We start from the raw sequence: 21,351 nt of genomic DNA on the forward strand, positions 1-21,351 counted from the left end.
CTACTATCCTCTAAAACGGAAATAACGAGCTACTAAAGAAACGTGTTAACCACCCTGGGCTTTGCGCTTCTTGTGTTTGTCCTTTACCTGAATATTGAATTCGGGCATTGGCAATTCTATTCGACTCAACCGTGTTATCGGCGCTTACATCTTGCGGACGTACAAGGCCTTCGAGCCTAATAAACTCTTCGCCGGTGTTAAGTGTTAGCCATTTTTCACCACGAATAACTAAATTACCATTGGGTAAAACACGCATAACATTCACCGAGATATCACCCACTAAACTGTTTGACTGATTTGATTTAGAGTCACCGGTAAATGATGAATCACTACCAATGCCAAACTGAATACTGTCGCCACCTATATTTACTGGTAAACCACCTAACCCAATAACGGGGTCTAGGCTGGCTTCGGTTTCTTTATCGGTTTCGGTTTTAGCGGCTTTTGTAGCTTGTGTTGACTCTTCAAGCTTAACGGTAATTATATCGCCGGTTCTAAGTGCTTTTTTGTCTGAATACAAATCATTAAATGTATTGGTGTTAAACAACGAACCCGTTGCAACAACAGGCTCTGCTACAGGCTCTGGGTACATGGGTGCGTAGTAGGGGTCATCTTGAACCACTTCACTATTTTGCGTAGAAACACAGCCACTTAAAAATAAGGTGCCTGCTGCAAATAAAATAACATTACGCATAACTATCCCCTTGTGCACGGTTATAACTGTTGATTGATGTAGCTCATCATTTCGTCAACGGCCGAGATTACTTTTGAGTTCATTTCGTAAACACGTTGAGTTTCGATAAGGTTTACCAATTCTTCCGTTACATTAACGTTTGATGTTTCAAGCGAGCCTTGAATAATAGTACCTAAGCCTTCTACGCCTGGATTACCTTGAACAGGCGCCCCACTAACAGCGGTTTCGGTGTAAAGGTTTTGACCAATTGGCTCAAGACCCGATGGATTAATAAAGTCACTAATTGTTAGCTGGCCAATCACCACGTTATCGGCTTGCCCTGCAACGCGTACAGATACTTCACCATCTTGAGAGACTGTAATTGATTGCGCATCATCGGGTACATTCATTTCGGGCTGAACAACAAAACCTGCACCTGAGGTAACAATGCGGCCGTCTTCATCGGTAGTAAATTGCCCATTACGCGAATATGCTATATTGCCATCGGGTTGCAGCACTTCAAAAAAACCTTCGCCTGAAATCATCCAATCGAGTGAGTTTTCGGTGGTGAGCATATTACCTTGGGTAAACTCTTTTTGGTTAGCAACCACTTTTGCACCCGCACCTAGCATTAGGCCAGATGGCAGCTCGGTATCTTGTGAAGAGCGCCCGCCAGGCTGGTTGATGTTTTGATACAGTAAATCTTCAAAAATAGCGCGGCTTTTTTTGTAACCTACGGTACTGGCATTCGCCAAGTTATTTGAAATAACTGAAATATCAGTTTGTTGAGCGTCTAGCCCTGTTTTACTTATCCACAATGCAGGATTCATAAGTATGCCCTCATTTTAAAGTTAAACTATGCGCATCAACTGATCTTGACGTTCGTCAATCTCTTCAGCTGTTTTCATTAGTTTTACTTGTAACTCAAATTGACGTTGGTGGTTGATCATATCGACCATTTCGTGAACTGGATTAACGTTAGACATTTCCAGTGCACCACTTAACACTTTTACATTTGCAGAGGTATCGACGGTTTGCCCTGCTACAGGTCTAAATAAACCATCGTTGCCTTTTTCAAGCTCTCTGCTGTTTCCTTCAACAACGCGCAGCGTGTCTACTTCTTCTAAAAAATTGGCAGGCGCGCCTTGGGGGCGAACCTGTATGGCACCATCTTCACTGAAGCTTATTTTTTCAATAGGAACCGGTAAAATTACGGGGCCACCTTCGCCAATAACTTGACGACCATGACTTGTTACCAACATACCTTGCGCAGTAATGTTTAGCGTGCCTACTTTTGTATAGGCTTCGTTACCTGAGTCATCTTGAACCGCAAGCCAGGCGTTATCGCTCATGGCAATATCTAAATCTCGCCCTGTTTCGATTATGCCGCCAGAGGTCATGTTAGAACCCGGTCGCTCTTGCATTGAAAACACACGCGTTGGTAAGCCCTCGCCAAATGCTTGCATAGAGCGCGCTTGCGCAAAGTCAGCTTTAAAACCCGTGGTGTTTGCGTTTGCCAAATTATTGGCTTTAAGTGCAAGCCCTTGTAGGCTTTGCTTAGCGCCAGAGGCTGCAATGTAGACCATTTTGTCCATAACATTGACTCACATAAAAAATCTCTGAGCTGATAAATGCAAAATAGATGCCAGGTTAAATTTGACGCAGTATAAGGAAGGTATTGAACGGTTCAGCTAGGCTAATTTTAGCTACATAGCTACAAAAAAGGCTGCAAAAATGCAGCCTTAGAGTCTTAACCAAAAATAAGGTTAACTTATCGAATCTGCAAAATACTTTGCTGAATTGTTGAGTTAACTTCAAGCGCTCTTGAGTTCGCTTGGTAGTTACGTTGAGCGGTAATCAAATCAACTAATTCGTTTGTTAAGTTGGTATTAGATTGCTCAAGCGCGGATGAATTAATACTACCAAAAGTACCCGAGCCTGCTTCACCGGCCACTGGCTCACCAGAGTCAATGCTTTGCTTCCAGCTGGTATCGCCTACTTGTGAAAGACCTTGAGAGTTTGGAAAGCGAACCATAGCAACTTGGCCTAAGTAGGTTGAATCGCCATTGCTGTATGAGGCAACAATTTTACCGTCTGTGCCAATATCAATACCCGCTAAACGACCCACTGTAGAACCATCTTGGTCAAGTGCTTTTACTTCAAAGCCACTTGAGTACTGAGTTGGAATACGGCCAGCTGTGTTGTTTTCATCACGCCAGTTTAGCTCAATACCTGTACTTGGGAATGTTGCGCCGTTATCAAGCATTGACGATAAACCAGTACCTGCACCTGCCGGTAAATTAATTTCATCAAATGTTGTGGCGTTAGTATTTGCTACACCATCTGTTGTGGCGGGTAAACCGCTAGAATCAAAACCAAGTGTGGTAATAGGTGTATATGGTGTAGTTGTTTGCTCTGCACCAGATGTACCATCTACTACCTTGCCATCAAGTGTGGCATAAACATCCCAGCTGTTATCAGCCCCCCCAGAAGCTGCATCTTCTTCTTTTACAAAAAAGTATTGCAGAATATGTGGTTCACCTAATGAGTCGTAAACAGTAGTAGACGTCGACGAATTATAGGTACCGTTCGATGTCGGATCAAAATCGAGGCCTGTTGCATCAGCTGTTGCATCTAAGTTGAACGATAAAAATACGTTTTCGGTTGCGCGAGGTGAACCTGATGAGTCAGGAATTTGAATCGGGTTTGTAGTACTTAAACTAACCGATGTGGTATCACCTGATGACTCGTCTACTGGAAAAGCTTGCAAATAATTACCTTTGGCATCAACCATAAAGTTATCTTGGTTTAGCTTAAATGCACCTGCACGAGTGTAAGTTAAATCTTGCGACGAAATGTCGTCGGTCATTGCAAAATACCCTTCGCCGGTAATCGCTAAATCTAACGAGTTGTTAGTAAATTGCAGTGAGCCTTGATGAAATTGCTGTGCAACCATGGTTGTTTGCACACCATCACCGTTTTTAGTTTTACCTGCACTAAAAACAGATGCAGCGTATACATCGGCAAATTCAGCACGCGATTCTTTAAAACCGGTGGTGTTTACATTAGCAATATTGTTTGCTGTTACGTCTAAGTCTTTTTGAGCGGCAGCTAGGCCTGTAAGTGCGATATTAAAGCTCATAATTCACCTCTAACTTTGAATCTAATAGCCTGCTAGCAGGCGAAATACTTTTTAATTGGTTATGCGATCTCTGCGACATCAGTCAACCTAACCGCACCCTCTTTAGTGTTAATAATAATGCCACTAGAGCCATTGATATTAACGCTTTCAATGTTTTTGAATGTTGCCACCGGTAAGCTTGAAAACTCGCCGTTGGTACTGCCCTCTGCAGTAATAGTGTATTCACCCTCTGGTAGGCGCTCACCGGATTCATTATTACCATCCCAGCTAAAGCGCACTGCACCCGCTGCTTGCGAACCCATATCGATAGTTCTAACCAGTTGCCCAGAGGCATCTGTAACTTTAATTGTTAAATTATCAACAGCTTCTTCAGCAACCGCAGACCCTTTTGCCTCTCCGCTTTCGCCAAGCTCAAGCGTATTAGATTCTAAAAGCGCTTGCTTACCAACCAGCGTTGATGCTTGTAAGGCAGAGTTTGAGGTCATTGACGAGGCAAGTGACTCAAAATTTGTGTTTAAATCTGTGATGCCTTGCGCCATGGTAAAATTAGTCATTTGCGCAATCATCTGATCGTTATCAGCCGGATTACTCGGATCTTGATACGATAGCTGCTGAGTTAGCAACGAGAAAAAATCTTCCTGCGTTAATGCATCGCTCTCTTCAGTGGTTGTCGCTACTTGGGTCTCTTGCCAAGTTATAGAGTCCAAAAAAGATGAACTAGTACTAATATCGTTACTCATAACCTACCCTCGGTTATCGCTGCCCAAGTAACAGCGTTTTGCTTAACATTTGCTTAGCTGCATCGGCAACTTGCACGTTTGTTTGATAAGAGCGAGAAGCAGAGATCATATTTGCCATCTCCTCAACAACATTAACGTTGGGTTTATAGATATAGCCATTTTCATCCGCACTTGGGTGATTAGGGTTATATTCAATTTGTAGTGGTTTGTTACTCTCAACAATTCCCAGCACTTTAACACCAACAGCGGAGCCCTGAGGGTTGCTGGCTGAGGCAGACGCTTTCGTCAGCTCGGCAGCAAATACAGGTTGGCGTGCTCGGTAAGTTTTGTCTTGGGATGAACTAATAGTATTAGCATTCGAAATATTACTCGCGGTGGTATTTAAGCGAACATTTTGCGCACTCATACCACTGCCTGAAATATCAAAAACGTTATATAAACTCATAATTATTATCCTTGACTACCGAGCGCTTTATTCAGGCCCTTAAATTTACTACTTAAAAATTGCAGGCTTGCCTGATACTCCATCGCATTCTGTGTATACAAGTTTCGTTCCACCTGTATATCAACTGAGTTACCATCGCCTGTATCTCCTTGATTTGGATTGCGAAATAACTCAGAACCACCTACACTTCGAGTACCGCCAGCAATGTGTTTTTCATTGGTAGTAACCATGCTATTGCCGCTTTGCTGAGTTGACCTTGCCGCTTTTAATGCTGAGGCAAAGTCGATATCTTTTGCTTTATAGCCAGGCGTATCAGCATTCGCTATATTTGTGGCAAGTACTTCTGCCCGCTGTGAGCGGATCAACATTGCATGCGGGTGCACACCTAATGCTTTATCAAAACTGATAGCCATAACGTTCTCCAAAAAATTGACTTGCTTAAGTTAAAGCAATTTATAAGCCAGTAGTTTTTAGTTACGTTATTTTTTTATAGAGGGTTGTTATTAAATAAAAAAACGACGCTAAGAACGTCGTTTTTTAATAACAAAGTGATAGGATTATTTTTTTTGGTAGATGATTCCAGGGTTACAACGAACCATATCAAACTCATTACTTAAGCCCGTCATCGACTCCGACGCACCTAAAAATAAATACCCTTTTGGGTTTAGTGCTTGGGCAAACTGACCAATTATTTTTGCTTTAACCTCTGGTGAAAAATATATAAGGACATTGCGGCAAAAAATAATATCAAACTTCCCCATTAAGGCGTAAGAATCAAGCAAGTTTAAATGTCTAAAGCTCACCTGTTTTCTAACTGAGTCGACAACTTTTGCCATACCGTTGCCGCTATCCATAAAGTACTTTTTACGGCGCTCTGCTGATAGGCCTCGCGCTAATGCTAACGCATCATATTCAGCGTTTTTACACATATCGAGCATTGTGTTAGAAATATCAGTACCAATAATTTGAGCCCCCATACGCAACACGCCCGGTTGCTTGGCCTGAAACTCAGCAACAGACATGGCAATAGAGTATGGTTCTTGGCCTGAAGAGCTGGCCGCTGACCAAATTTTTAATGGTCGGCGGGCGTCTTTAAACTCTGGAAACAATTTATTTTTTAAAAGCTCAAATGGGTATTGATCCCTAAACCACAAGGTTTCGTTAGTGGTCATGGCATCAACTACAGCGGCTCTAAGTTGCCGCTCATGAGGGCCAAGCGTTTTACTCACTAATTGTGATAAAGATTCAACATTAAAACGAGCCATAAGCGGCGCAAGCCTACTTTTTACTAAATACTGCTTGTTTTCGCCTAGCACAATACCACATTGCTGCTCTAAAAATGAGCGAAACTGATCGTAGTCACTTTGCTGCAAATCTTTATTATTCAAATTAATAACACCTATTGTTGTTTAGTCGCAATGAACCCATTTTTTAACTGCTGTTGCCAATTCATCAGGGTTAAATTTTGCAATAAAATCATCCGCGCCTACTTTTTCGATCATCGCCTGATTAAACACCCCACTCAAAGAAGTGTGTAAAATAACATGTAGAGGCGCTAATTTTGGATCTGCTTTAATTTCTGCTGTTAATGTATAGCCGTCCATTTCAGGCATTTCAACATCAGAGATAAGTAAACCTACACGCTCAGTAATATCATTTTTACAATCAAGCTCGGCTATTTCTTTAAGCCTAACTAAAGCCTCTTTACCATTTTTTGCAAGCTCAGTTTGCACGCCAAGTGGCTCAAGTGCTCTTTTTACTTGGTTACGTGCAACAGCTGAATCGTCGGCAATAAATACAATACGCTCGCCTAAGTCTTTTTGAATTGCACTATCGGCAGCAAGGTCGGCACTAACTTCGGTATTTACTGGACAAATTTCGTTTAAGATTTTTTCTACATCGAGAATTTCGACCAATTCGTTTTCAATCTCGGTAACGGCAGTTAAATAAGAGTAACGCCCAGCTCCCGACGGAGGTGGCATTATTTTTTCCCAGTTCATGTTAACAATTCGCTCAACGCCGCCAACTAAAAAGCCCTGCACAGAACGATTGTATTCTGCAATTATTATGAAGCTGTCTTTAACATTTTCAATAGGGCGGCCGCCTACGGCCATTGATAAGTCGATAACTGAAATAGTTTGACCACGAATATGCGCTACACCCCGAATGTACGCATTTGATTTAGGCATACTCGTTAAAGGAGGACATTGCAGTACTTCTCTTACTTTAAATACATTGATCCCAAAACGCTGACGCCCTCTGAGCTTAAATAATAGTAATTCTAGGCGGTTCTGCCCAACCAACTGGGTGCGTTGGTTTACTGAGTCTAAAATGCCTGCCATTCAAATCTCCTAAAGAAAACAAATAATGCGGAACGATAATTGCTTTCTGTTTATAAAGCTACATAACATCGCGGGAGCGTCTACTTTTTGACGCAAAATATTTATACCCTGTTTGAAACCATAAGCATAGTCGAAACATTATGAGTTTGTTAAAAAAAGTCAGAAGATACAGTGTTTTTTATTTTCTTGCTAGCCTCTGCTTAGCAACACCTTTACATGCAAAAGTGTTTAGTAAAGATTTATTACAAGAAATAGCAACTTCTCATATTGCAGAGCAAGTTACCGTGCCACTTGAAAAAAATGTGGAGATTACCGCCCTTGCCCTCGATAGCCGCATTCCTGATAGAGTATGCGAAAACGAGCCAGAATTAGTCGTGCCAAATGAGCCGCCATTTACACGCCAGGTGACTGTACAAATAAAATGTAACGATGCGCAAAGCTGGACTCAATATGTCCATGTAAGAATCGTTAAAATGGCGCCCGTTGTGGTTGCCACGGCAAATCTAGCCCGTGGTGAAGTTATTACTAAGTCTCATTTAAGCGTACAAATGAAGCCTTCACAGTTTGTTAGGGTACAATATTTAGATGATCCCTTAATGCTTATTGGCAGCCGCAGTAAGCGAAATATAAGAAGCGGTATGCCGGTTTTGCTCAACCAAATTTGTATGGTTTGCAAAGGCGACGCTGTTAATATTTATGCGAGTATTAAAGGACTTAGAATAAAAACTACGGGGATAGCACTTGAAGATGGCACCCTTGGTGAGCAAGTACAGATCAAGAATAAAAAATCCGGTAAAATTTTGAATGCACGCGTAGATGGTGTAGAGTCTGTGCAAGTAAATATTTAATTTCGATTTATACTAAAGTATCCTATGTATATGCCGATAACTTGGCATAAGTTGGGTAATATACAGGTTTATTATTATGGTTAATCAAGTTAATGGCAGTAATCAACAAGCTAATGCGCTTACAAACGCTAAACAGCAACAAGTTGATATTAAAAAAGATAACGCTGCAAGTACACAAACAACACAGACTCCTTCGCCTAAAGCGGCAAGCGATTCAGTGAGCCTGACGCCGCAAGCACAGCAGTTAAAAACACTGCAAGATAAAGCACAGCAATCATCTGGCTTTGATAGTGAAAAGGTCGCTGAGCTTAAAAAAGCGATTACCGAAGGTAAATACCAAATTGATGCTGAAAAGCTGACTAAAAACTTAGCTGATTTTGAGTTTAACGTATATGGCTGATCACAATAGTTTAATTAGCGTTAAATTAAATGAACAAGTTAAATGCTTGGATTCATTATATGCGTTATTAAACGAAGAGCTTAGTATTATTGCCTCTCGTAGAGGTGAAGGTTTAAAAGAACTTGCCCAACAAAAAATGTCTTCTTTAACTAAGCTTACGCAGCTCGATAAAGAGTTGAATAAACTTTTTGCTGCAAATGATGAAAATGCCCCTGAAGTGACTGAACGAGTAGCGCAAGTTAAAGCGCAGTTAGCGCAGTGCCAAAAACAAAATAAAGTAAACTCACATGCTGCCCGCCAAGCACACTTAAGTGTAAAACAATTAAAAGATATTTTAATTGGCGCCCCAACCAGTATGACTTACGACCAAGGCGGTAGTGTGGTTAATACTGACAGCAAGCTGGTTCGTAACCTAAAAGCTTAACTGCTTTTATCTATCCTAATTTATTAAAAAAGCCCTTATTGAAGTCTCAATAAGGGCTTTTTTAGGTTTACTACTTAGCACAAAATAATAACCACACTTTTGATTAAGTGAGTTTTAGAAACCCACTTCAGCTATTTAACTGAAGTGGTTTACTGATTTAAATATCTGTTTGATTATTACCATTTTCAATTAAGTGTTTAATCATTTCCTCTGATTGATTTTGAACATCAACCGCTGGCGCTGCCTCATCAACACTTCCTCCACTTTGTGCAGGGCTATAAGCAATTGCAGAGCCTTCTTCATCAAGTAAGTTATTTAATGCAAGCAATTGCTCTGTTTCAGAGTCAATAATTACATCGTTTATATTAAGTGGCTCTGTTTCGCTCACTTGTACAACTTGCTCAGATGAACTTGCCATAGCCCTTGCGTTTGCTAAGTTGATGGTTTCGGTGCTCAACAGACCTTCATTTTGCGTATCACCCAATGCCGACTCTTCGCTAAATGACGAAGGCATAGTATCGCCAGCACCTGAGCCAGATTGTGGCGTGTATATATTGCCGGACTGCTCTACCTCGTTACCCGTATTTTTGATTAAGTAGTTTCCTGCTTCATCAACAGTAACAAAATAATATTGCTCCCCTCCACCAATGTTTAGGTTGGCTAAGTTTAATACCCCTCCCCAATCTCCATTGCTATCTGAAGTAAAGCTGCTTGAAAGTTCTAATACATCTAAATCTAGACCGAGTAAGTCAACGCCCAACAGCGAAGAGCCAATAATGTATACTTCAGTGTCTGGCTCTGTTGTACCTTCAACTGATGGGAATAAAATTCCTAATACTCCTGAACTAAAATCAGTAACCTCAAACCCTATTGGTGTTGTATCTATAACCAACCCAGATACGCTACCGCTTGATGTTGTATTGCCTGATGTATCCGTTGCTACCGCTGTTACAGAGTATGCACCATCAACTAAATCTGTATCTGGCGAAGCGCTCCATGCCCCGGATGCATCAGCGGTTACCTGTTTAGTGACTTCTGTTGCACCGCTAAAGGTGACTAATATAGTTTCACCAGCGCCCGCAGTCCCCGTAACAAGTGGGTTTTGATCTGCTGTTAGTTCTAACCCCGAGTCAATTGTAATACCTGAGTCAATTGCGCTACTTGTTGATTGTGTACCTGTATTACCTGCGCTATCAGCAATGCTTACATCTACGCTGTAATTACCCTCAGGAAGTACTTCTGCAGAGGTCACATTCCAACTTCCATCAGGTCCAACTGTTGTTTGAACATTGTGAGTAGCACCCGCTGAATCAGTAAACATAACGACTACTAACGCACCAGCAAAGCTTCCCGTTACTGAGCCTGTAACAGTAGGCGTAGTATCTTGCCCTACCGATATTGGATCTATGACGATAGTTGGCGCAGTGTAGTCTGTGCTTGACACCATAGTATCGCTAGAGGAGTTACCCGCAGTATCACTTATTGATGCTGTTGCACTAAAGCTACCTTCACTTAATGGAGTAGTCGCTGTTACTGACCATGTGCCATTGCCTGCAACTTGGGCAGTAAGTGTTTGTGAACCGTTATTAGCATCAGTAATAACCACGCTCAGTGTTGTACCTGCTGGTGCATCACTTATACCTGTAATGGTTGGTAGCGGATTATTAGTAACGGATAACTGGTCAACCTCAATTGTTGGCGGTGTTAAATCAACAATACCACCTAGGCTTGTAGAACTAGTAAGCCCTAAGTTTTCGACTGTCGCATCAACCGTAAACGCGCCTTCAGCTAATGGTGTGGTGGGTATTAATGTCCATACACCAGAAATAGCTTGAGTATTGTAGGTTGTTGCATTACCACTGCTATCTGTAATAACAACTTCTACATTACCGTTTATTACATCGGTAGTACCACTAATCGTAGGAGTTGTATCGCTTGTATCTATTATTGGGTTAATTAATAGGCCCGGTAAAGTGGTACTAACGGTGCCCGTTTGTGCCACTGTTGCTATATTTCCTGCATCATCAATACTAATAGCCTCAACGGTTAAGTCGCCCTCAGCAAGTGCAGGCGCAACAACAAGCCACGTGCCATCGCCTAATACTGTTGTAGTAACTTCATAAAGTGTGTTTGTAGAGTCGGTAATATTAACCGTAATTAAGCTACCAGCCTCTTCGTCACTGGTGCCAGTAATAGTTGGCGTTAGCGTGTTAAGTACACCAAAGGCGTCTATTTCTAACGATGGCGGTATGGTATCAATCGTCACTTGCTCAGTAGTAGATTGGCCTACATTACCCGCAGCATCAGTAATACTTGCAAATACACTATATATACCATCAGGTAGGCTCGTGGTTAATAACGACCACGTGCCATCACTCCCAACAAGGGCATCAAATACTGTTGCGTTGCCGTTACTATCTACCACAGTTACATCAATGTCCGTACCCGGAGCTTCCTCTGAAGTACCCGAAATAGTTAGTATGTCAGTATTGCTGACGCTCAACGGTAAAATATCTACTACAGGTACTAACGTATCAACAACAAACTCAAGCGTTTGCGTTACTACATTGCCAGCATCATCAGTGATACTCACGTTGGCAACATGCTGCCCTTCAGTCAGCGCATCCACTTCTAGTGAAAATAGACCTGCTGCATTCACTGTTGTGGTTAGTACTGAGCCGCCGTCTAACTGAATTTCTACCACACCATTAATTAAATCACTGGTTCCTTGAATGATTGGAGTAGAATCTGACGTTGTACCAATTACTTGTAAATCAAGTGTTGGCGAGATGGTATCTACTACACTACTAATTAGCTGTGTCGCTGTGATCCCAACTTCACTTAATACATTTACAGTTACAGTAAACACGCCCTCAGCAAGTGATTGAGGAACTTGTACAGCCCATGAGTTATCTTCCTGTACGATCGCAACGAGTTCTTGTACTACGTTATCACTATCAATGACTTCAACAAGTACTTTGGTGCCTGGGGCTTGGTCGGTCGTACCGCTAATGATTGGTAAATCCCCTTGCCCTGTGACAAAGTCAACCACTGCATTAAGTAATGGCGTTGACGCATCAACATCAGCCGTAGTTATAGTGGTTGTGTTACCTGCATCATCAGTTGCAGAGGCTTCTACAACTGATAAGCCAATAACATTAACCGCTAGGCCTAGTAATTCCCAATCACCATTGGCATCGGTGGTTACATCGTACGTTAAGTCAAGTAAATCACCTGCAAGCTCTAGAGTTACCGTAACGGTTTTGCCTTCACCTAAATCAGATGTACCAGATAAAGAAACGAGCTGCCCTAGCAAGAACGAAGGCACAATAGTAAGCTCTGGCCCTACTGTATCTACTTCGCCACCCGTTTTACTATCTACCGAAGTATTTCCTGCACTATCAGTAATCGTAGCCGTAACACTGTAGACACCGTCAGCTAAAATATTATCGGCAGCGGCTTGCCAGTCTCCATTTGCATCCGTTTGTACGGTAATTTGGTGCGATGCACCAACTGAATCCGTAAACGTAACGATAACGTTTGTATTTGGCTCGTTTGATGTGCCACTAATTAATGGCGTGCTGTCTTGGGTAAGTATTAATGAACTTTGATCAATACTAATTTCTGGCGCAATTGTATCTATATTAGCGTTAGTGATATTGCTGCCTGTATTTCCGGCATTATCAGTAATAAATACTTCTACTGAATATGCCCCTTGCGAAAGACTATTGCTTGCCTCTACTGACCAAGTTCCACCGGCTTGCACCGTTGTATTGACAGTATGCGCATTACCTTGGAAGTCGGTAAATACCACAGCAACCACATCTCCTACGGCTGCACCTGTTACACTGCCAGAAACGCTAGGTGTTAAATCTGTACTACCTACAATATCGTTAATGCTAACCACTGGTGCGGTTATATCAACCACACCGGTAGTGCCAGTATTTACAGGGTTCCCCGCGGTATCACTTGTTGATGCAGTAACAGTATACGTGCCTTCGCTAAGCGATAAAGGAGCTGCAACTGACCATGTGCCATTTGCACCAACTGTGGCATTAACTGTTTGCTCTGCGCCTAGGCTATCTGTGATCAAAATAGCGACTATGGCGCCTTGTGGGGCTGTACTTGTACCTGAAATTGTAGGCGTTGTATCATTGCTCGTTAGTAGCGGCGTGATATTCAATACTGGGGCTGTTAAATCTATCAGCCCTGTATCTGTTGCACTGCTGGTTAAGCCACCTTCAGTCACACTGGCTGAAACAGTAAACGTGCCCTCAGGAAGGATATTTGTCGCATCTACACTCCATGTATTATCAGTTACAGTGGTTGTAACCGTGTGCGAAACATTATTAACATCGGTAATAGTAACCGTAACTAGCGTACCATTTGCAGCACTACTCGATCCAGAAAGCGTAGGTGTTTGATCGTTTGTATCAACAACGGTGTTTATATTAATGGTAGGTGCATTAGTATTAAGCGTGGCAGTAGCATTTGCTTCACTACTGTTACCTGCAGTATCAGTAATACTTGCTGAAACTGTCACTTGTCCATCAGTTAATGGCGTGGTTACATCAACACTCCAGGCCCCGCCTGCCCCCACAGTCGTTGTGTAGGTATCAGTGCTATCACCATCAGTAATTGTGACATTAATTGTAGTACCTTCAACCTCATTAGATGTACCTGAAATAGTAGGCGTGCTGCTATTAATTGTACCTAATGCGTCAATGGTAATGGTTGGTGCTTGAGTATCAACAAGCCCTGTTCCAGTCGCTGAACCTGTATTATTAGCATCGTCGGTAATACTAACAACAACACTGTAATTTCCTTCAGGTAAATTAGGCGCTGTTGTTTGCCAATTACCATTTGCATCAACCGTAGCAGCTAACGTATGTATATCACCATTACTATCTGTAATAACAATATCTACATTTGTGCCAGTAGGTTCACCAGATGTACCACTAATAACTGGCGTATCTGTGTTAAATACGGTTATGTCGTCCAATGCGACTATTGGTACCTGAGTATCAATTGTTAAGTCGATTGTTGTGTTAGTGATATTATTGGCGTCGTCAGCAACATTAATTTGCGCCGTATAGTTACCATCGGTAAGTGCAGTTGGTACCTCTACCTGCCAATTTCCATCAGCATCGACTACCGCAAAAAAGGTTTGGCCATCAATGCTAATTATTACATCAGCACCTATAGCATCACTGGTGCCTGATAGGGTTGGCGTTGTATCTGCTGTAGTATCGATAGGATTAACGCTAAGAGTAGGTGCTATGCTGTCTATTTCACCTTGTGCTTGCTCAGTGGTTAAATTACCAACATCGTCTCTTACCTCTGCGGTAACAGTGTACTGTCCTTGTGCTAACTCGGTTGGCACTTCAACAGACCAACTTCCATTAGCTTGAACTATGGCCGTAAACTGCTGGCTTTGACCTGCACTATCTACAACGGTTAGTTCTATCTCGGTTCCTTGAACCATATCAGTAACACCAGAGATCACAGGCGTTGCATCATTCGATAATGCATCTACAGTAACGGTAAGCGCAGGTGCTTCATTATCAAAATTAAGTGAGTTGACGCTCGCAACATTGCCGGCTGCATCACTTGCAGTTGCAGTAACATACGCAAGACTAAGCAGAGGTACTGTTATGTTGGCAAGTCCCCATGTGCCATCAGCATTCGTGGTAGCAGTGTAGGTAGCGCCTACAGCACCGCCAACAAGATACTCAGTAATGGTGATCACTGACCCTTCTGGTAAATCAGAATCCCCTGAAAGAGAAACTAAGTTGCCAAGTAAGAACGAAGGAATGATCTCTAAAGTCGGTGGAGTCACATCCACTTCGCCGCTGTCTGTCCCTGTGCCCGTGTTACCCGCTGCATCCGTGATGCTCGCGCTGACGCTGTAGTTACCTTCAGCTAAATCAGTCGCTGGGGTGGCACTCCAATTACCATTCACATCGGTTTGTACATCAATAGTTTGTACGGCATTGGCTGCATCGGTAAAGGTTATCGTAACGGTGCTGTTTGGTGCATCACTGGTGCCCGTAACCGTTGGTGTGCTGTCGTTGGTGAGCGCTGGTGCATCCACACTCACACTTGGCGCGGTGGTATCGATGTTACCGCTGCCAGAGATATCAGTGTTGTTACCTGCGGCATCGCTAATGCTGGCCTCAATGCTGTAAGGCCCTTCTGCAAGTGCCGTCGGTACTTCCACTGAGAAATTGCCGCTCGCATCCACGGTAGTGGTAAAGGTTTGCTGGGCTCCTAAGTCATCGATAACCGTAAAGGTGATGACGGTGCCTTCAACCGCATCACTGGTGCCGCTTAGGGTCGGTGTAACATCATTACTTGAACCTGGGCTAGTTAAATCAAGTGTTGGCGCAATGGTATCAACCTCCCCTGCGCCTGTGGCGGTCGCTGTGTTACCCGCTGTATCGCTTACGCTTGCACTTACGGTAAAGTTGCCCTCAGCAAGGGCTGTTGTAACCGGAACTGACCATATACCAGTTGCGCCCACTGTGGCGGTAATGGTTTGCTGTGTACCGGCATTGTCTGTCACAATAATTGTGACTTCACTGCCTTGTGGCGCATCACTTGTGCCGGAGATCGTCGGTGTTGTGTCGTTGCTAACGCCGTTATCTGTAATAACAAGGCTCGGTGGGGTTAAATCAATCTCACCGGTTTCAGTCGCGCTGCCGATATTACCCAGACCATCGTCTACTTCTGCGGTCACTGTGTATTCACCTTCAGCTAGTTCACTCGGTGCAGCAACGCTCCACACGCCACCGGTTACGGTGGTATCAACAGTCGTAATATTACCCGCGCTATCTTCAAACGTTAAGCTAATGGTAGTGCCATCGGCTGCATCACTTGTCCCATTAATGGTTGGTGTGGTTTCGTTGGTATCAACCAAGGTATTAATGCTAATACTTGGCGCGGTGGTGTTCAGCGTGGCTGTTTCACTAACCGTGGTGGTGTTACCGGCGTTGTCGCTCACACTGGCTTCAATGGTTAGCTCACCATCAACCAGTGCATTTGGTACATCGGCTGACCAGCTGCCATTCGCTTGCACTGTGGCTGTAAAGGTTTCGGTGGTAATGCCATCGCTAACGCTAATGCTAATCACCGTGCCCGCTGGTGCATTCGTGGTCCCACTAATGGTTGGCGTGCTGTCGTTGGTGGCACCCACAGTGTCGAGTGTCAGTGTCGGGGCAAGACTATCAAGGGTGCCCGATTGCGTAGCGCCGCCTGTATTGCCCGCCGCATCCGTAATGCTGGCTTGTACACTGTAGCTGCCATCAGGTAATTCTGGGCTGATTGCTTGCCAGTTGCCGTTGACATCCACGGTGGCGGTGAGCGGTGTTTCATCGCCATTACTGTCGGTAATGACAATATTTACAACAGTGCCTTCTGGCTCAGTTGAAGTACCACTAATAAGTGGAGTACTGTCGTTACCAAGCCCCAGTGCATCCACGGTTACAACCGGGGTTATGGTATCTACATTGCCACTGCTGTTGGCGGTACTTTCATTGCCTGCGGTATCAGTAATACTGGCCGTTACAGTAAAGTCACCTTGTGCCAGGGCACTTGGCACTTCAATATCCCAATGCCCATCCGTACCAACGGTGGTGGTAATGGTTTGCACAGCACCATCACTGTCGGTCACGGTGAGTGTTACCGTGCCGCCAATTTCATTACTGGTGCCTTGTAATGTCGGTGTTAAATCATTTACATCACCCACGGTTTGCATGGTTAATGTAGGTGCTTGCGTATCGATGGTGGTGGTTTCACTCACGGTGGTTTCGTTGCCTACGCTGTCGCGTACGCTCACTTCAATTGTGCTTTCACCTTCACTGAGCGGAGTCGCTGGTGTGGCGCTCCACTCGCCGTTAGCATCAACAAGGGCGGTAATAGTTTGTGGGCTACCGTCACTGTCGGTCACCACAATCGTCACTTGTGCGCCTTCGCCTGCGTCACTTGTACCGCTGATTATAGGCGTGTTGCTATTGCTTTGTGCATCCACCTCAACTGTGAGTGTAGGTGGTGTGTTATCAAAGTCATCTGAGCTGATTGTGCGTGTGTTCCCTGCTGCATCTGTGGCTGTGGCAATCACTGAGCCTACATCCAGTAGTGATACATCAAGCCCCACCAAAGACCAATTACCGTTGGCATCGGTTGTGGTGGTGTAAGTTACACCCACTCCTCCGCCAATAAGTTGCTCGGTGATGGTGATTTCACTGCCTGCAGGCAGGTCAGATGTACCACTGAGGGTAACCAATAAACCAAGCTCGAAGGTCGGCGTAAAGGCAAGAGCCGGTGGAGTTACATCCACTTCACCGCTGTCTGTCCCTGTGCCCGTGTTGCCCGCTGCATCCGTGATGCTCGCACTCACACTGTAGCTCCCTTCGGCTAAATCAGTCGCTGGGGTGGCACTCCAATTACCATTCGCATCGGTTTGTACATCAATGGTTTGTACGGCATTGGCTGCATCGGTAAAGGTTATCGTAACGGTGCTGTTTGGTGCATCACTGGTGCCCGTAACCGTTGGCGAGCTGTCGTTGGTGAGCACTGGTGCATCCACACTCACACTTGGCGCGGTCGTATCGATGTTACCGCTGCCAGAGATATCAGTGCTGTTACCTGCATCATCGCTAATGTTGGCCTCAATGCTGTAAGGCCCTTCTGCAAGTGCCGTCGGTACTTCCACTGAGAAGTTGCCGCTCGCATCCACAGTGGTGGTAAAGGTTTGCTGGGCCCCTAAATCATCGATAACCGTAAAGGTGATCACGGTGCCTTCAACGGCATCACTGGTGCCGCTTAGGGTCGGTGTAACATCATTACTTGAACCTGGGCTAGTTAAATCAAGTGTTGGCGCAATGGTATCAACCTCCCCTGCGCCTGTGGCGGTCGCTGTGTTACCCGCTGCATCGCTTACGCTTGCACTTACGGTATAACTGCCTTCAGCAACTACTTGTGAGGCAGCCACACTCCACGTGCCATTAGCTCCTAGGGTCGTTGTAACCGTATGGGTCACATTATTACTATCGGTGATCTCTACAGTTACGGTGCTGCCTTGCGGTGCATTCGCGGTGCCGGTGATCGTTGGGGTTGTATCATTGGTAACAACTAGCTCATTCACTTCAATCGCTGGCATAGTGGTGTCAATAATACCGGTTTCTGTGGCGCTGCCGATATTACCCAGGCCATCGTCTACCTCGGCGGTCACTGTGTATTCGCCTTCAGCTAATTCAGTTGGTGCATCAACGCTCCACACGCCACCGGTTACGGTGGTATCAACAGTCGTAATATTACCCGCGCTATCTTCAAACGTTAAGCTAATGATAGTGCCATCGGCTGCATCACTTGTCCCATTAATTGTTGGCGTGGTGTCGTTGGTATCAACCAAGGTATTAATGCTAATGCTTGGCGCGGTGGTGTTCAGCGTGGCGGTTTCACTAACTGTGGTGGTGTTACCGGCGTTGTCGCTCACGCTGGCTTCAATGGTCAGCTCACCATCAACCAATGCATTTGGTACATCCGCTGACCAGCTGCCACCCGCTTGGACTGTGGCTGTAAAGGTTTCGGTGGTAATGCCATCGCTAACGCTGATGCTAATTACCGTGCCGGCTGGTGCATTCGTGGTCCCACTAATGGTTGGCGTGCTGTCGTTGGTGGCACCCACAGTATCGAGTGTCAGTGTCGGGGCAAGGCTATCTATGCTGCCCGATTGCGTAGCGCCGCCTGTATTGCCCGCCGCATCGGTAATGCTGGCTTGCACACTGTAGCTGCCTTCTGGTAATTCAGGGCTGGTTGCTTGCCAATTGCCGTTGACATCCACGGTGGCGGTGAGCGGTGTTTCATCGCCATTACTGTCGGTGATTACAATGTTTACAACTGTGCCTTCTGGCTCAGTTGAAGTACCACTAATAAGTGGAGTACTGTCGTTACCAAGTCCCAGTGCATCCACGGTTACAACCGGGGTAATAGTATCTACATTGCCACTGCTGTTGGCGGTGCTCTCATTGCCTGCGGCATCAGTAATACTCGCGCTGACAGTAAAGTCGCCTTGTGCCAGGGCACTTGGGATTTCAATATCCCAATGCCCATCCGTACCAACGGTGGTGGTAATGGTTTGCACAGCGCCGTCACTGTCGGTCACTGTGAGTGTTACCGTGCCGCCAATTTCGTTACTGGTGCCTTGTAATGTAGGGGTTAAGTCGTTTACATCACCCACGGTTTGCATGGTTAATGTGGGTGCTTGTGTATCTAAAGTAATTGTATCGGTTACTGTTGTTGTGTTTCCTGCTTCATCAGACACGCTCACTTCGATGGTGTTATCACCTTCATTCAAGTCTGTTTGAGGGGTTACTTCCCAACTTCCATTGGCATCTACTGTGGTTGTTAGTGTTTGTTCAACACCGTTTTCATCAGTGATCACTACAGTAATCGTTGTACCTACATCGGCATCACTCGTGCCTGAAATAGTCGGTGTTGTATCATTAGTTACAGCATCAAAATCAACGGTTAAACTTGGCCCCGCAGTATCAATATTTCCGGTTGCTGTATCTAAAGCACTATTGCCTGCAGCATCAGAAACCTCTGCCAGTACAGTATAATCCCCTGAAGCCAACTCTTGAGAAAGCTCTACACTCCAATTCCCTTGTGCATCCGTTGTCGTATTAAACGAGCGAACAACTCCTTGTGAATCTGTAACAGTCAAGCTTATTACAGTGCCAGATACAACGCCTGTAGTATTACCAGCAATAATTGGTGTTGTATCATTACTGGTTTCTAGATCGTTAATTTGTATGATTGGCGGCGTAATATCAATTACAGCATCAAGTTCTGCTATGGCTGAACCACCGCCTAAATCAGTTACTGTTGCACTGATTGATACACTTCCCTCAGGTAAATCGGCTGGCGGAGTAACACTCCACTGTCCGTTTGCATCAACAACCGTAGTTAAGGTAATAGTCGCACCTGTAGAGTCTGTGATCTGAACTTCAACAGACGAACCTACTTCTGCATTAAATGTATCACCGCTTATTTGTGGGGTTTGATCGTTGGTTTCACCAATCACATCAATAGTGATAGTTAACGCACTTGTATCAATAGTACCAGAGGCGCTTGCAGTACCTTCATTGCCAGCGTTATCGCTAATAGTAGCATCAACAGAATAGCTACCTTCAGCTAAAGCTACGGGTACTTCTACTGTCCAACTTCCATCTGCAATGACTTGTGCAGTGATTGTTTGCACTGCACCATTAGCGTCCGTTACAGTTAAAGTAACAGTTGAGCCTGTAGGTTCCCCGCTTACCGTACCTGATAGAGTTGGTGTAGTATCACTTGTATCACCTAGCGCATTTATTGTCACAACCGGCGCTGTTGTATCAACCTCACCTGTGGTAGTGGCCGTGGTTTCATTACCTGCGTTATCGGTTACCGATACCTCAACGGTAAATTCACCTTCACTTAGCTCATTCGGTACATCCACACTAAAGGTGCCATCGGCTTGCACTTCGGTAGTAATGATTTGTGAGTTACCCGCTTCATCCGTCACAGTAATCGTAACAACGGTGCCCTCTGGCTCGCCCGTGGCAGACCCTGAAATAGTCGGTGTGGTGTCGTTTGTATCACCCACGGGATCAATTAACACTGTGGGCGCTGCGGTATCTACTTCACCTGTGGTGGTTGCTGTAGTTTCATTACCTGCGTTATCGGTTACCGATACCTCAACGGTAAATTCACCTTCACTCAGCTCATTGGGTACATCTACACTAAAGGTACCATCGGCTTGCACTTCAGTAGTAATGGTTTGAGGGTTACCCGCTTCATCCGTCACGGTGATCGTAACAACGGTTCCCTCTGGCTCGCCCGTGGCAGACCCTGAAATAGTCGGTGTGGTGTCGTTTGTATCACCCACCGGGTCAATTAACACTGTGGGCGCTGCGGTATCTACTTCACCTGTGGTCGTTGCTGTAGTTTCATTACCTGCGTTATCGGTTACCGATACCTCAACGGTAAATTCACCTTCACTTAGCTCATTCGGTACATCTACACTAAAGGTGCCATCGGCTTGCACTTCGGTAGTAATGGTTTGCAGGTTACCCGCTTCATCCGTCACGGTGATCGTAACAACTGTGCCCTCTGGCTCACCCGTTGCCGTACCCGAAATAGTGGGTGTGGTGTCGCTTGTATCACCCACGGGATCTATTATTACTGTAGGCGCTGCGGTATCAACCTCACCTGTGATGGTTGCTGTAGTTTCATTACCTGCGTTATCGGTTACCGATACCTCAACGGTAAATTCACCTTCACTTAGCTCATTCGG

General features: G+C 44.7%; 13 protein-coding genes. 3 read left to right on the forward strand and 10 right to left on the reverse strand.

Going from position 1 to position 21,351, the window contains the following annotated elements; genetic code table 11:
- Positions 1-10 precede the first annotated feature (10 nt).
- The 9 genes from flgH to MTN96_RS11050 form a co-directional block, all read right to left on the reverse strand.
- Positions 11-694 carry a flagellar basal body L-ring protein FlgH gene (gene flgH, locus MTN96_RS11010; RefSeq protein WP_004588021.1) on the reverse strand — a complete coding sequence of 228 codons (684 nt, stop codon included), beginning with the start codon at positions 692-694 and terminating at the stop codon, positions 11-13.
- A 20-nt stretch (positions 695-714) separates the two neighbouring features.
- Positions 715-1,503, reverse strand: a complete 789-nt coding sequence (gene flgG / locus MTN96_RS11015) for a flagellar basal-body rod protein FlgG (RefSeq protein ID WP_004588020.1) — start codon at positions 1,501-1,503, stop codon at positions 715-717.
- Between the two features lie 21 nt (positions 1,504-1,524).
- Positions 1,525-2,268: a flagellar basal body rod protein FlgF gene (locus tag MTN96_RS11020; protein WP_024032339.1), complete on the reverse strand. Its 744-nt coding sequence runs from the start codon at positions 2,266-2,268 to the stop codon at positions 1,525-1,527.
- Positions 2,269-2,444: 176 nt separating this feature from the next.
- Positions 2,445-3,815 (reverse strand): flagellar hook protein FlgE, encoded by a 1,371-nt coding sequence (gene flgE / locus MTN96_RS11025; RefSeq protein ID WP_248531568.1) that lies wholly within the window; start codon positions 3,813-3,815, stop codon positions 2,445-2,447.
- 59 nt (positions 3,816-3,874) lie between these two features.
- The gene (locus MTN96_RS11030) at positions 3,875-4,555 is read right to left on the reverse strand and encodes a flagellar hook assembly protein FlgD (protein ID WP_004588017.1); all 681 of its coding nucleotides are present in this window, start codon (positions 4,553-4,555) and stop codon (positions 3,875-3,877) included.
- A 13-nt stretch (positions 4,556-4,568) separates the two neighbouring features.
- Entirely contained in the window at positions 4,569-5,000 is a 432-nt protein-coding gene (gene flgC / locus MTN96_RS11035; RefSeq protein ID WP_004588016.1) for a flagellar basal body rod protein FlgC, read from the reverse strand.
- Positions 5,001-5,005: 5 nt separating this feature from the next.
- Positions 5,006-5,413 (reverse strand): flagellar basal body rod protein FlgB, encoded by a 408-nt coding sequence (flgB, locus tag MTN96_RS11040; RefSeq protein WP_004588015.1) that lies wholly within the window; start codon positions 5,411-5,413, stop codon positions 5,006-5,008.
- 144 nt (positions 5,414-5,557) lie between these two features.
- On the reverse strand, positions 5,558-6,388 hold the full coding sequence (locus MTN96_RS11045) for a protein-glutamate O-methyltransferase CheR (protein ID WP_004588014.1): 831 nt from the start codon (positions 6,386-6,388) through the stop codon (positions 5,558-5,560).
- A gap of 21 nt (positions 6,389-6,409) precedes the next feature.
- Positions 6,410-7,342, reverse strand: coding sequence for a chemotaxis protein CheV (locus MTN96_RS11050; protein WP_004588013.1), 933 nt, complete (start codon positions 7,340-7,342; stop codon positions 6,410-6,412).
- A 140-nt stretch (positions 7,343-7,482) separates the two neighbouring features.
- Here MTN96_RS11050 and flgA point away from each other — a divergent pair, with 140 nt between their 5' ends.
- From flgA to flgN, 3 genes are all read left to right on the forward strand, one after another.
- Positions 7,483-8,190, forward strand: coding sequence for a flagellar basal body P-ring formation chaperone FlgA (gene flgA, locus MTN96_RS11055; RefSeq protein ID WP_029773929.1), 708 nt, complete (start codon positions 7,483-7,485; stop codon positions 8,188-8,190).
- 76 nt (positions 8,191-8,266) lie between these two features.
- Complete coding sequence (flgM, locus tag MTN96_RS11060; protein ID WP_004588011.1) at positions 8,267-8,590, forward strand: flagellar biosynthesis anti-sigma factor FlgM; 324 nt, start codon at positions 8,267-8,269, stop codon at positions 8,588-8,590.
- On the forward strand, positions 8,583-9,014 hold the full coding sequence (gene flgN / locus MTN96_RS11065) for a flagellar protein FlgN (RefSeq protein WP_029773930.1): 432 nt from the start codon (positions 8,583-8,585) through the stop codon (positions 9,012-9,014). The genes flgM and flgN overlap by 8 nt, the downstream gene beginning before the upstream one ends.
- Before the next feature lie 157 nt (positions 9,015-9,171).
- Here the strand turns inward: flgN and MTN96_RS11070 are convergent, their stop codons facing one another.
- Positions 9,172-21,225 carry an Ig-like domain-containing protein gene (locus tag MTN96_RS11070; RefSeq protein WP_248531570.1) on the reverse strand — a complete coding sequence of 4,018 codons (12,054 nt, stop codon included), beginning with the start codon at positions 21,223-21,225 and terminating at the stop codon, positions 9,172-9,174.
- Positions 21,226-21,351 lie beyond the last annotated feature (126 nt).

The organism is Pseudoalteromonas sp. 2CM28B (genome assembly GCF_023161935.1).